The following is a 12,915-nucleotide window of genomic DNA, read 5'->3' as shown; positions in this document are numbered from 1 at the left end:
TGTTTTAAATTTTATTTATAAAATAGTTTTTATTATCATTTTATATCTGTTTTTTCATCACTGTTTTCTTTCTTGTCAACCATATTTTTGATAATATTTTTAAGACGTTGAAAAGTGAATGAGCTTAATAACAGGATAACTCCCAACACTATAAATGCACTTATTTTTGAAATATTGTCCATCTGCCAGACATCATAACCGTAAAGTTTTAAGATCATAAGCCCAAGTAAGGCAAATCCTATCTTATAGTATTCTTTAATTTCCCTTTTTAATCCGATATAAATAAAAATACTTGCCAGAATGGTCCATATTATAGGGAGATACAGGATGTTGAAATGATTTTTTACTTTGATGGAACTTAGATAGTCTTGAGAAAGATTTAAGACATAGGTATGATGAAGTTCACAGCTTATCATAGTAATCAATGCGATGGATAGAGCCCAATAAGATATTTTATATCTATGAAATTGAGAGGATGGGATTATCTTTAGATACATATAAATAAATGGAATCCATTGAAGTAAATGAAGCAGGTAAAATCCGGAGTGAAGTTTTTTTGATAGAATATCAGTAACGACGAATGAAGTGGAAATAGATATATTTATTGTTGCTATAAAAAGAAGTAAGTAAATTAAGCTGTTTTGAAATTCACCTTCAATGTTCAGCTGTTTTCTCAAAATTAATAAGATGAAAATATAGAAAACGGTAAATAACAATGCTACATTTACAATTACAGTCCAAGGCATAGCACTCATGTGATAGGTGATCTCCAAGAGTAATGCTGTGTAAATCATTCCGTAGCTTACTATTGTAATGATATTTTCTAAAAAGCTAACGGTTTTCGTTTCTGTTTTCGTTTCTGTATTTTTAAGTAGATACAAATTAATCCCGGCTGAAACAATAGTCACCAGACTCGTTAAAAATACAGGATTAAATACAATGCTGAGGTTTTTAATTGTAAAATATTCACACCAAGTGACGGTTTGTGAAAAAATCACAAGAGGGAAAAGAAGCTGAAAACATGTTTTAAAAATTTTATGTCCCGTTTTCTTCCAGATGAAAAGAAGTAAGGTTGTCTCTATTGCCCACACGCTTGTAATAAGATGAGCCTTAAATTGCAGAGCTACAGCTATTGTAATCAGACTCACTGTTATTCCTGTAAAAACAGAATAGGGTACCCCGAAATTTCTTTTTCCGTATTCTCTGAAAAGCAGTAATCCATTAATGATTGCAAATGTGATCGGGAAAATAATAACCGGGTCATATTTCAACTCATTAAAAACATAAGTAATGCCTAGAATGCTAGAGCAATTAATTAAAACAAGCATTAAAATATCAGACATAGAAAGTTCACTTTTCCTGATGTAATTATGCAGAGCAAAAATGTAGAAAATAATATAGCTGATACTGTAAAACAGAATACTTAAGAGCTCAGGTTGTTCGGTATTCCAGTAAAAAAGGTAAAGACTGGTGAAAATATAAGCTGTCCAGCCTACACTTTTCCAGTGTTGAAGAAAGGCAACTGCAAGCATGCCGATATTTAAAAGAGTGAGATAAATAAAAAGAAAAGGGTAGTTGCTTTGTCCTGTACTGATCATAAGAGGAGCAGAAAACCCTCCAATTAATGAAAATATAATAAGAACTTCACTTTTATAATAATAGGATAGGATAATGGAAATTACCGTAACCAAAGTGGTTATAGCAAAAGCGGTGTTCTGGCTAAAAAGATGATATTCTCTAAAAGCAATTGTAGCGGTAAAATATAAAACCGAAATTCCTCCTCCGGTTATGATGGAAGCAAATGTTTTATAATTCTTTCTGAGAAAATGACCGATGAGTATAATTCCTGCGCCTGTAAAAAAGCCTATTCCTGCTCTTGATGTTTCTCCAATCCAGTTTTTATCGATGGCATATTTAACAAAATAACCTATCCCTAGAACTAATGTGAAGATTCCAATAATGGTAAGTGCATTTTGTTTTAAAAAGTCAAATATGGGATTTAGCCAGTCTTTTTGGTGGGTAATAGGTGTTGATCCTGGATTTTGTTCTTGCTGTATATTGATTTCATAAGGTTCGGTCTCCTTATTGAATGTTTGTGATGGAGCAATGGTCTCACTAGTTAAGTTTTCTTTATGTCTAGTTTCAGATTCTGGAGATGTTTTTCGGATTTTGGAGTTCAGATCCGATAGTTCTTTTTCAAGTTTTCTGATTTTAGTGTTCAGGTTATTGAAAATGATGGCAATAACTACAATTAGTATAACAGCAATATACTCACTCATTTTATAGTTTTTATCAAATATAAAGAAATGTGTTCGATATACTCTTAAAAAATTAGCCCGTTACAAGATGGTAACGGGCTAACGATATAGATAACTAACAATATGTTCTTATTAATTGGATACCTTGTAAATGTAGAATGATGCAACACTTGAAGATAATAGTGTCAAAGTAACACCTGGATCTAATAATCCAAAGGTAATTCTATCATCTGCCTGAAAAGAGTATAATGAAGTGATAGTGGTATCAGATATAGTTATACCTGCTGCTAAAATGGATACACCTGTGAATGGACGGGAATCTATTAATGTAGCTACTCCTCCTCTGGTTCTTACGAGTCCGATACCTAAGCCTGCTGCTAGTACGGAAGCTTGCAATCCTGTTCCGTAACGGAACGAATATGTTAATGCATATACGCCGGTAGAGGGTATGACGTATGCTGATCCAGTATTGTCAAATAAAGAAGCGCTACCTATAGTCCTCTCTGTAGAAGAGAAGTTAACAGGCTTGAAGTCTCCAAGAACTCCTAGTGTAAGCAGGGAAACATTGTTGATTTTTTTTGCTGCATAGATGGTTGGGTCCACCTTTGAGGCTGCGATTAACAATTGTGGGTCTACTGTGGATACCTGAGTAGTGCTCTGGTTTAGTCCTAAAATCTGATACCCTGTTAAAGCTGGAGCCGCTGGAGTATCTCTTACTTTTAAAGTACCATTTACGTCAAGGGTTGCTGCTGGGGTGCTTGTGTTAATCCCAACTTGCGAGAATAGAGGCAATGTAGCAAACGCTACAATTAAGCTGTAGATTTTAGTTTTCATGATCAAGATTTTAATTTAGTTAAGCAAATATACAATAAAAAATATACCCAACATTGTGAATTGTTTAAATTTAATGTTAATATGATGAAATATATTTAAACATATGTTTGTATTTTAATCCATTTTGTGAAATAATTTAAATACGGGTTTAAAATTTTTAATCACTAATCGGTGGGTAACACTATTGGTATCAGGCGAATATCACTTTTGTGTGTATTATTTTTATGCACAAAAAAAACACTGTATGTCCAACAGTGTTTTTTTGAGTTATTATTTAAGGTGTTTAACTTTCTAGTAAAAATTCTTTATAATTTCCAAGAAAATCAACATTTGCTTTAATAGATTCAAGTTCTTTTAGGGCATTTTCATGCAATACATCCTGCCATGGTCCTTCTACATTGATGAAGAAAAAGTAGTTTCCAAGTCCTGTTTTTAAAGTTCTCGATTCAATTTTGCTTAAGTTCATCTTTCTCCACGCAAAAACAGATAGAACCTGATGTAATCCTCCAGGATGATCTTCCGGAAGCGTAACCAGCATACCTGATTTTTCGCCTAAGGTTTCAAGGCGGCTGTTATCATATTTATTCTGCTGTTTTGAAATAACAATAAAACGAGTATGATTCTGTTCGAAATCCTGGATATTTCGATTGATAATATTTAATCCATGTAAATTGGCTGCAAACTGATTGGCTACGGCGGCAATTTTAAGATCTTTATTCTCTGAAACATATTTAGCGGCAGCAGCAGTGGATGAAAAGTCCTGTTTAGGAATATTCTTATAATGACTGTCTAAGAAATGGAAACTTTGAGCCAATGCCTGTGGATGTGAGTAGATTCTCTCTATATTCTCCACAGAGTTTTCAGGGTGAATCATCAGGTGGTGGGCGATGGGCATCACTGCTTCTGCCTCAATTTTAATTGAAGGGGTCTTATATAAATAATCCAGTGTCATTGAAACAGTTCCTTCTATCGAATTTTCCAAAGGGACTACAGCCTTATTTACTTCTCCGTTTTCCACGGCACTAAAACAGTCTAATATACTTGCTTGCGGTAAAATTTCTTCATCAGGAAAAAGTTGTGCAGTAGCAAGCTGTGTAAAGCTCGCGTGAGGTCCCAAAAATGCAATCTTCATAATATTAATATATAAGGTATAGTTGTATAACAGTGCAAAGGTGCAAATTAATTCACAAATAGGGTCAAGATTTTGATGATGAATAATTTATTTATTCTATCTGCCGTCTTTTAAATCTATAAACCGCTATCTATTGTTTTATTCCAGTTTGCTTCAATCAATTCCATTAAAAAATCAGGACATTTGATCACTTTGTTGGTCTCGGCGTCTAAAAAGAATAGAGTAGTGGATGCTTCTGTAATTTTTATATGCTCCTCATTGTAAATTTCATATTCAAATTCAATTCTTACACCTGGAATTTTTTTGACATAAGTATGAATTTCTAGTTTTTGATCATACAAAGCTGGGCGAATATACTTAATTTTGTACTCCGAAACAGGTAGCCAAATTCCTTGGTTTTCAATTTCATCGTATGAAATTCCTATGCTTCGGAAGAGTTCAACCCTGCCAACTTCAAAGTACTCAGCGTAGTTACCGTAGTATACATATTTCATAGGGTCTGTTTCTGCGTAACGTACTCGTATTGAGTGTGTTGTGTGTATCATTTTAGGTCTTAAATTATACATACAAATATATTTTTAAATAATCAATACCTGCAATATTTTTTTTTAAAAAGAAAATATTGGACCTTTGTCTCCCTTCTAAAAACAGTACAAACAAAGAATAATCAGGGCATAAAAATGGATGACAATTTAATGATGATATGGCAGAAGTGCCTTCAGTTTATGCGCGATAACTTGAACGCAGCTGAAGATAATTCTGACCTGAAAAAACTTGAAAAATCTTTCGATATGTTATTTGATAAGGTGCAGCCGCTTTCATTGGTGGCGAATAACCTTACACTTATCGTACCGAGCGATTTCTACAAGGAATATATCGAGGACAATTACTTGTCCTTACTTTCTGCTGCCCTGAAGAAAAATGTAGGAAAAGGAGTTAAATTATGGTATTCTGTAATGGAAAACAGACCGAAAGGTGAAGAAAAACCAGTTACCATGAATATGAAGGGACAAAGCGTTCCTACTCCAAAAACACAGGAAACAATGCCACAAGGATTCTCAGCTAATATTGTAAACCCTTTTGTGGTTCCTGGAATTAGAAAAGTAAATATTGATTCAAACCTTAAACCAGACTATTCTTTTGATAGTTATGTAGAAGGTGAAAGTAATAAATTTGCAGCTACAGTAGCAAGATCTATTGCTAAAAGACCTGGAGCTACAGCATTCAACCCATTGTTCTTATACGGAGGATATGGAGTAGGGAAAACTCACCTTGGACAGGCGGTTGGTCTTGAAGTAAAAAACCAATTTCCTGATAAAGTAGTTTTATACTTATCTTCAGAAAAATTTATCCAACAGTTTATTTCAGCTGCAAAAGCACATAAACAAACTGAATTTGCTAACTTCTATCAAATGGTAGATGTATTGATTATCGATGATATTCAGTTCTTATCTGGTAAATCTGCAACTCAGGATAGCTTCTTCCATATTTTTGATCATTTGCACCAAAACGGAAAGCAGATTATTCTTACTTCAGATAAAGCACCTGCAGATATAATGGATATTCAAGATAGAATTGTTTCCCGTTTCAAATGGGGACTTTCTGCGGAAATCAAATCGCCGGATTTATCTACAAGAAGACAGATCATTGAAGATAAATTAAGCAGAGACGGAATTGTTCTTCCGGGAGATATGCTTGATTTCCTTGCTGCTGAAGCGAAAACCAATGTAAGAGAACTTATTGGGGTAATCAACTCAGTAATTGCATACTCTACAGTTTATAAGAGAGACTTAAGTCTTGAATTATTAAAAGAAACGATCAATAGAATTGCAGCCAACCAAAAGAAGGTTATCAATATTCCTTACATTCAGGAAGTGGTATGCGATTATTTCGGAATCAAAAAAGAGCAGCTTTTATCCAAGACCAGAAAAAGAGAAATTGCATTACCAAGACAGCTTGCAATGTATTTTTCAAAAGAGTTTACCAACTCTACATTCACTAAGATCGGTGAAGAAATGGGAGGAAAAGATCACTCAACAGTAATGTATGCTTGTGATACTATTAAAGATGTTTCTAAAATCGATAAAGAAATCAAGAAGTACGTTAAGGATCTTACAGAAAGAATCAAACAGTAAAATATCTTAAGCTAAAAATAATTTGAAATGGAGAATAGTAGTATTCTTCATTTTTTATTTAGTTTTGTGACAGAAAAGAGATATTTATTTTAAATACCAGACTATGAAAATCCTGATGGTTTGCCTTGGAAACATATGCAGAAGCCCTTTGGCAGAAGGAATAATGAAAACTAAAGTACCAGAAAACTTCGTGGTAGATTCAGCCGGAACTATTTCATTGCATGAAGGTGAGTATCCAGATAAAAGAGCTGTTAAAACCGCAGCTAATCATCATGTAGACATTTCCAAACAAAAATCAAGACCTATTAGAAGGACAGATTTTGAGACTTTTGATAAAATCTATTGTATGGATATTGATGTATTTGAAGATGTAATTTCAAAAGCTAAAAATGAGAAAGAGCGTCAGAAAATATCATTATTTCTGGAAACATTAGGAGATCATGAAAATGCTGAGGTTCCGGACCCTTATTGGGGCGATATGAAAGATTTTGAAGAGGTTTTCCAGCTTTTGGATAAAGGTTGTGATGCCATTAAAAACCAAATTCTAACATAAATAATATTGATTAAAATATAGCTTATACTATTTTTACTAAGCTTTAAAGACGATAAACCTGAATAAATATTTCCATCAATTTCATTAAACGAAAGAATTAAAAAAATAAAACAATGCTTTTTTTACTCCCTGCTTACTTATCTGAAAATACTTCAATTACTCATTTTGCACCTGTAATAAAGGAATATATTATGCAAACTGATTACTTCTTCGTAGAAAATGAAAAAACAGCCAGAAAAGTGGTTAAATTTTTCGCTCCCGAAAAGAAACAGGCAGATCTGAAGCTATTTCTATTAGATAAATATACAGAAAACGCAGACATCAAAGAAGCTCAACAGCTGATGCTGAAAGGACAGGACTTCGGATTGCTTTCTGAAGCCGGATTACCGTGTATCGCAGACCCTGGAAACCTGATGGTAAAATGGTGCCATGAGAAAAACATCAGAGTGATTCCTATTTCTGGACCGTCGTCTATTATTCTTGCATTGATTTCCAGTGGATTCAATGGACAGGAGTTTACATTTCACGGCTATCTCCCGATTGATAAAGGAGAAAAAAAGAAGCAGATCCAACATTTGGAAAGCCTGGTTCAAAAAACAGGTTATTCACAGATTTTTATGGAAACTCCTTATCGTAATAATCAGCTTATTGAGGACCTTACAAAATTCTTGTCCCCAAATACGAAGCTTTGCATTGCTGCAAATATCAATGATCCTGAACACGAATTTATACAAACAAAAACAATAAAAGACTGGCAAAAACAAAAGCCGGAATTGCATAAAGTTCCAGCTGTATTTGTACTTGGAAAATAATATGTTGACATAGAATTAGTAATTTATTATTTACCTTAAGCTAAGATTTGATATTTCTAATCAGTTTGTAAATTCTTTAGTGGTTTATTATTGAAAATGTGATTTATTTTCTATTTTTAATACATGAAAAAAAGTCTTTTAGCATTCGTATTTTCTCCATTTCTGATGTATGCTCAGGAAGTTCCCAAGCTTACTGATGAGATGGCACTAAAATTAGCCGATAAACCACTTCACTGTATCAATCAGGAATATCCAAATAAAACGGCGCATATCATTAATAACGCTGGAGAAGTACCTTTAACACCTAAGGATCTTCATCCAAGTTTTTATGGCTGTTTTGATTGGCATAGCTCTGTTCACGGACACTGGATGCTTGCCAGGCTTTTAAAGACAAAACCGTCGTTGCCTAATGCAAAAGAAATCGAGAAAATCCTTGATGAATCTTTCCAGAAAGAAAAACTACAGACCGAGGCAAATTATTTTACGAAATATCAGTTGACAGGAACCTTTGAGAGAACCTATGGCTGGGCTTGGATATTGAAACTGGATGAAGAATTGACCACCTGGGATCATCCTAAAGCAAAAATATGGCATCAAAATCTGAAACCTTTAACGGATCAGATCCTGAAATCCTGGAAAACTTATCTTCCTAAACAAACTTATCCGAACAGAACCGGAGTTCACCCAAATACTGCGTTTGCAATGGCTTTTGCAATGGATTGGGCAAAAGCGAATAAAGATAAAGAGTTTGAAAATCAGCTTATCGAAAAAGCAAAATACTTCTTTTTAAAAGATCAGAAAACTCCTGCCTATTTAGAACCTGACGGTTCTGATTTCTTCTCGCCAAGTCTTGAAATTGCAGATTTGATGAGAAGAGTTCTTCCTCAAAAAGAGTACATAACATGGCTGAATAACTTCTATGAAAAAAGAAGCCTTGAGAATATAGAACAGATCCCTGTTGTAAGTGATTTAAGCGATTATCAGACCGTTCATCTTGTAGGATTGTCATTTTCTAAGGCATGGTGTATGAAAGGTATTGCAAAAGCACTTCCTGCCGGGCATCCGTTGAAAAAAGACTTCCAGAAAACAGCTGATGTATTTTTGGCTAATGGCTTACCGTTGCTCTTTCAAGGAAATTATGGCGGAGATCACTGGTTAGCTAGTTTTGCCGTTTATGCATTGGAAGATTAAATCAATATCTTATTCCCGTTTTTTTAAGGATAAAGCCTAAAAGCCAGATAGGACCGATCAGCAGAAACTGTAAGTCCTTCAGGAATGAAGGCTTTTTTCCTTCAATTTTATGTCCAATAAACTGAAAGATCCAGGTAATGACGAAAATACCCAGATAAACGATCCAGGATTGCTTACCAAGACTGATATTGGTAAGATAAATAAAATGTTCAGCAATCAGCATTATAAAGAACATTACAATTCCGATCAATAGGGATAGCCTTACATAAAACAGACTAATCAGAATCACTGTAATAATACTTATGATACTGATACATCCTGCATGAGGCATACAGAAATGCGGTGCAGGGATCAGGGAAATAAAACCAAGAATACTGCAGAAAATCAAAGGGACACAAATCCAGTGAATGAACTTGTTTGTCGCATTTCTATGGCTTTTACTATATTCTGCAAATAATAAATCAACCTTTCTCATATTGACGGGAATTGGATAAATGCTAAAATAATAAAATTTTGTAATCAGTGAGAAGTTTGCTTACATTTGTGCTATGTCTGCCTTAGAAAAATTCGGAGTTGAAATTTTTACGCAAAAAAATATTTTCGAGAGAATCGCTGTAGATAAGCCATTTCGCCCGGATAATCCTGCATTTATCTTTATTAAATCGGGAAGGATAAAACTTCGTCAGCACTTCAGTGACCTGGAGGTTTCTGCTAATATGTTTATGGTGACCGATCCTCAAACTATTTATGAGGTGATCTCAGTGACTGATGATTTTCAGTCCAGAATGGTTTCCTATAAAAGAGAATTTATTTCTGCGCTATCTCTGAAGTTCAATAGGCTGATTACCTATAGATATTTCAGACAGCAGATGAATAAGGGAGTTCCTTTCCCTGAAAATGAAATGGAAGTAGTATGGAAAAGCGTCAATTTCCTGAAATATATTCTTGACTCTGAAACGGAAATGTTGTACAAAAAAGAAATGGTGGAACATCTTTTCTCTGTTTTTTGCTATCAGATGGCTGGGATTATCTCAAAAGAAGATAACAATTCTATGAATCAGATGTCTAGACAGGAAGAAATCGTTTTTGTTTTTCTTACCGATCTTTCTGAATATCATCTTACAGAAAGGACTGTGGAATTTTATGCCGAAAGACAATCCATTACAACCAGACATCTTTCATCAGTTGTAAAATCCATTACAGGAAAGTCCGCAAGCCACATCATTGCCCTTATAGTAATCAACGAAGCAAAAGTACTCTTGAATTCTTCCAATAAACCTGTTTCAGAGGTCTCATCTATCCTTGGCTTTAGTGATCAGTACTCATTTTCTCACTTTTTTAAAAAGCATCTGGAAGTAAGCCCTACGCAGTACAGACATCAGTTCGAAAATTAAAATCTTACATTTGAACATCTTTTTCCAAAAATCAAACATTTGATTGATTTTGTTGTTCTCCTAACTTTGCATCTGTAAAACAAGGTAAAATGACAAAGAAAATAAAAACAGCACTATCAGTTCTGATAGCAGCTTTTCCTGCGCTGTTTTTTTCGCAACAGATTAAACAGATGACCGCAGGTGAGGTAGCTGAACTGGCAGTTCAGAATCATCAGCAGTTGAAAGTTTCAGCTTATAATATTGATATTGCAAAACAGAGTATCAATGTTGCAAAGCTTCAGAAACTTCCTACGATCACAGCTTCTACAAGCCAATTCTATTTGGGGGATGCTGTGGCAATCGATAAAGATTTTTCAAATTCTACAAAGATTCCTATGCCTCATTACGGAAGTTCATATGCTGTACAGGCAACACAATTGATTTTCAAAGGAGGACTGGTAAATAAATCTATTGAAATGGCTGGGCTTCGTGAACAGCTTTCCGAGTTAGATCTGGAGAAAAACAAACAGGATGTTAAATTTTTAGTAATCTCAAATTATCTGGATGTCTATAAAATAATCAACCAGGAAGAAGTATTTCAGAATAACAAAAAACTTGCTCAGGAACGTCTTAAAAATATCCAGAAGTTTTATCAGCAGGGAATGGTAACCAGAAACGAAGTAATTCGTGGAGAACTTGCTCTTAAAAATTTGGATCAGGGAATTCTTACCCTTTCAAATAATAAAAAAATCCTTAATTATAATTTAAATATCGCATTAGGTTTATCTTCTGATACTGAAATTGTTCCTACAGAAAATTTAGAGAACAAAGAGTCTGGAATTGGGATGGATTATTACGTAAACCTTGCTCATGACAGCAATCCAATGTTGAAGTCAGCTCAGAAAAATATTGCTGTAGCGGATAAGAATATTGAAATTATTAAAACCGATAATTCACCTACTTTGGCAGGGTTCGGAGGATATACTTTACAAAGACCAATTACAACGAGAAATCCTGTTTTAGATATGTATTCAGGAGGGTGGCAGACAGGTGTTTCTCTTAGTTATAACATTGATAACCTATACAAAACCAAGGAAAAAGTAAAATTAGGTGAGCTGCAGAAAAACCAGGCGAATGATGCAATGACTCTGGTACAGCAGAATGTAGATATGGGTGTGAATGCAGCCTATACAAAATATCAGGAAGCTATTCAACAGGCAGAAATTCTGAATGATTCCAAAAGACTGGCGGAAGAAAACTACAAGATTACGGAAGCTAAGTATTTGAACCAATTGGCTGTACAAGCTGAAATGATTGATGCACAGAACCAGAAATTACAATCAGAGCTGGATTATGCGAATGCGGAGATCAATGTTTTGTATCAATATTATAATCTTTTGAAGTCTACAGGGACACTTTAATTTTTAAAACTGAAAATCAACACAATGGAAAACAAGGAACAAACTACTCAAAATACAACTCCGGCTCAAGCTCCAGCAAGACCAAGCGGAGATGGCAAGAAAAAGCAGAACAAAAAAAATAAAATCAGAGCGATTATTTCTAATATTGTCGTTTTTCTGGTAATTGGTTTCGGACTGTTTTGGCTAATACGCGAATACTTCCACATCGGAAACAAAACATATACGGAAGCTGCACAGGTAGAAGAATTTATCAACCCAATCAATACAAGAGTTTCAGCTTATATCAAAGAAATTAAATTCATTGAACACCAAAGAGTAAAAAAAGGAGATACGCTGGTAATTTTAGATGAGCGTGAAATCCTTACACAATTAGGACAGGCTGAAGCGGCTTATCAAAATGCAATGGCTCAGAAAACAGCTACAAGTTCTTCAGTGAATACGGTTTCCAATAACATTAATGTAATGCAATCGAATATTGCAGGAGCAAAAGCAAGACTTTGGAATGCTGAACAGAATTTAAACAGATATAAAAACCTTTTAGTGGCAGAAGCAGTAACAAGACAGCAATATGATCAGGTAAAAACTGAATATGATGCGCAAAAGGCTGCTTATGAGACTTTAGTAAACCAAAAACAATCTGCCAACCTTTCTACTACAGAAGTGAAAAGCAGACTGGGAATTAATGATGCTGAAATTAAAAGAACAAAATCTGCTTTGGATATGGCTAGAATCAACCTTTCTTATACGGTAATCACAGCGCCATATGACGGAGTAATGGGAAGAAGAACAATTTCTGAAGGGCAATTGATTCAACCGGGACAACAAGTTGCAACAATTGTACTGAACGGACAAAAATGGGTAACAGCAAACTTTCTTGAAAGTCAGATGCCTAATATTAAAGTAGGAGAGAAGATAACGATGACGGCTGATGCATTGGGAGGACAAAAATTTGAAGGTATAGTAACAGCGGTTTCAGCGGCTACAGGGTCTAGATATTCAAGTGTACCTACGGATAATTCCACCGGAAACTTTATTAAAGTACAGCAAAGAATTCCAGTAAGAATAGAATTTACTACTTCCAATAAAAAAGAAAATCTGGACAAATTAAGTGCAGGTATGAACATGAATGTGAATATTAATAAAGACTAAAAGATAGCAGAAGTCAGATTTCAGACTTGATACGATGAAGAATGATTAAAGGCTGGA

At 34.5% G+C, this 12,915-nt stretch carries 12 protein-coding genes; 7 read left to right on the top strand and 5 right to left on the bottom strand.

What is annotated here, in order from left to right:
- Positions 1–35: 35 nt before the first annotated feature.
- The 4 genes from BW983_RS14490 to BW983_RS14475 all read right to left on the bottom strand — a co-directional run bounded on the left by BW983_RS14490 (position 36) and on the right by BW983_RS14475 (position 4,769).
- Positions 36–2,279, bottom strand: coding sequence for a DUF2339 domain-containing protein (locus tag BW983_RS14490; RefSeq protein ID WP_076552608.1), 2,244 nt, complete (start codon positions 2,277–2,279; stop codon positions 36–38).
- 111 nt (positions 2,280–2,390) lie between these two features.
- Positions 2,391–3,050 carry a hypothetical protein gene (locus tag BW983_RS14485; RefSeq protein ID WP_228409011.1) on the bottom strand — a complete coding sequence of 220 codons (660 nt, stop codon included), beginning with the start codon at positions 3,048–3,050 and terminating at the stop codon, positions 2,391–2,393.
- Positions 3,051–3,375: 325 nt separating this feature from the next.
- Positions 3,376–4,224 carry a prephenate dehydratase gene (gene pheA, locus BW983_RS14480; RefSeq protein ID WP_076552606.1) on the bottom strand — a complete coding sequence of 283 codons (849 nt, stop codon included), beginning with the start codon at positions 4,222–4,224 and terminating at the stop codon, positions 3,376–3,378.
- A 116-nt stretch (positions 4,225–4,340) separates the two neighbouring features.
- Positions 4,341–4,769 (bottom strand): acyl-CoA thioesterase, encoded by a 429-nt coding sequence (locus BW983_RS14475; protein WP_076552605.1) that lies wholly within the window; start codon positions 4,767–4,769, stop codon positions 4,341–4,343.
- Positions 4,770–4,904: 135 nt separating this feature from the next.
- Between BW983_RS14475 and dnaA the strand changes: the two genes are divergently transcribed.
- From dnaA to BW983_RS14455, 4 genes are all read left to right on the top strand, one after another.
- Positions 4,905–6,359 carry a chromosomal replication initiator protein DnaA gene (gene dnaA, locus BW983_RS14470; protein WP_027372814.1) on the top strand — a complete coding sequence of 485 codons (1,455 nt, stop codon included), beginning with the start codon at positions 4,905–4,907 and terminating at the stop codon, positions 6,357–6,359.
- A gap of 103 nt (positions 6,360–6,462) precedes the next feature.
- Positions 6,463–6,912: a low molecular weight protein-tyrosine-phosphatase gene (locus tag BW983_RS14465; protein ID WP_076552604.1), complete on the top strand. Its 450-nt coding sequence runs from the start codon at positions 6,463–6,465 to the stop codon at positions 6,910–6,912.
- Positions 6,913–7,025: 113 nt separating this feature from the next.
- Positions 7,026–7,724, top strand: a complete 699-nt coding sequence (locus BW983_RS14460; RefSeq protein ID WP_076552603.1) for an SAM-dependent methyltransferase — start codon at positions 7,026–7,028, stop codon at positions 7,722–7,724.
- A 123-nt stretch (positions 7,725–7,847) separates the two neighbouring features.
- Positions 7,848–8,915 carry a DUF2891 domain-containing protein gene (locus BW983_RS14455; RefSeq protein ID WP_076552602.1) on the top strand — a complete coding sequence of 356 codons (1,068 nt, stop codon included), beginning with the start codon at positions 7,848–7,850 and terminating at the stop codon, positions 8,913–8,915.
- A 1-nt stretch (position 8,916) separates the two neighbouring features.
- Here the strand turns inward: BW983_RS14455 and BW983_RS14450 are convergent, their stop codons facing one another.
- Positions 8,917–9,390 carry an Mpo1 family 2-hydroxy fatty acid dioxygenase gene (locus BW983_RS14450; protein ID WP_076552601.1) on the bottom strand — a complete coding sequence of 158 codons (474 nt, stop codon included), beginning with the start codon at positions 9,388–9,390 and terminating at the stop codon, positions 8,917–8,919.
- Between the two features lie 73 nt (positions 9,391–9,463).
- Here BW983_RS14450 and BW983_RS14445 point away from each other — a divergent pair, with 73 nt between their 5' ends.
- From BW983_RS14445 to BW983_RS14435, 3 genes are all read left to right on the top strand, one after another.
- The gene (locus tag BW983_RS14445; RefSeq protein WP_076552600.1) at positions 9,464–10,309 is read left to right on the top strand and encodes a helix-turn-helix domain-containing protein; all 846 of its coding nucleotides are present in this window, start codon (positions 9,464–9,466) and stop codon (positions 10,307–10,309) included.
- A gap of 89 nt (positions 10,310–10,398) precedes the next feature.
- Positions 10,399–11,709: a TolC family protein gene (locus BW983_RS14440; protein WP_076552599.1), complete on the top strand. Its 1,311-nt coding sequence runs from the start codon at positions 10,399–10,401 to the stop codon at positions 11,707–11,709.
- A gap of 24 nt (positions 11,710–11,733) precedes the next feature.
- A complete protein-coding gene (locus tag BW983_RS14435; protein WP_076552598.1) occupies positions 11,734–12,858 on the top strand; it encodes an HlyD family secretion protein in 1,125 nt (374 codons plus the stop codon).
- Positions 12,859–12,915 lie beyond the last annotated feature (57 nt).

Source organism: Chryseobacterium ureilyticum (assembly GCF_900156735.1).
GTDB classification, from domain to species: domain Bacteria; phylum Bacteroidota; class Bacteroidia; order Flavobacteriales; family Weeksellaceae; genus Chryseobacterium; species Chryseobacterium ureilyticum.
Note: the sequence above shows the minus strand (reverse complement) of the source record. Positions and strands in the feature narration are given on the sequence as shown.

Excerpts from the sequence above, each read along its gene's own strand:
- BW983_RS14440 (WP_076552599.1), top strand. The coding sequence starts at position 10,399 with ATGACAAAGAAAATAAAAACAGCACTATCAGTTCTGATAGCAGCTTTT.
- BW983_RS14475 (WP_076552605.1), bottom strand. The coding sequence starts at position 4,769 with ATGATACACACAACACACTCAATACGAGTACGTTACGCAGAAACAGAC.
- BW983_RS14455 (WP_076552602.1), top strand. The coding sequence starts at position 7,848 with ATGAAAAAAAGTCTTTTAGCATTCGTATTTTCTCCATTTCTGATGTAT.
- BW983_RS14490 (WP_076552608.1), bottom strand. The coding sequence starts at position 2,279 with ATGAGTGAGTATATTGCTGTTATACTAATTGTAGTTATTGCCATCATT.
- pheA (WP_076552606.1), bottom strand. The coding sequence starts at position 4,224 with ATGAAGATTGCATTTTTGGGACCTCACGCGAGCTTTACACAGCTTGCT.
- BW983_RS14445 (WP_076552600.1), top strand. The coding sequence starts at position 9,464 with ATGTCTGCCTTAGAAAAATTCGGAGTTGAAATTTTTACGCAAAAAAAT.
- dnaA (WP_027372814.1), top strand. The coding sequence starts at position 4,905 with ATGGATGACAATTTAATGATGATATGGCAGAAGTGCCTTCAGTTTATG.
- BW983_RS14435 (WP_076552598.1), top strand. The coding sequence starts at position 11,734 with ATGGAAAACAAGGAACAAACTACTCAAAATACAACTCCGGCTCAAGCT.
- BW983_RS14460 (WP_076552603.1), top strand. The coding sequence starts at position 7,026 with ATGCTTTTTTTACTCCCTGCTTACTTATCTGAAAATACTTCAATTACT.
- BW983_RS14450 (WP_076552601.1), bottom strand. The coding sequence starts at position 9,390 with ATGAGAAAGGTTGATTTATTATTTGCAGAATATAGTAAAAGCCATAGA.
- BW983_RS14465 (WP_076552604.1), top strand. The coding sequence starts at position 6,463 with ATGAAAATCCTGATGGTTTGCCTTGGAAACATATGCAGAAGCCCTTTG.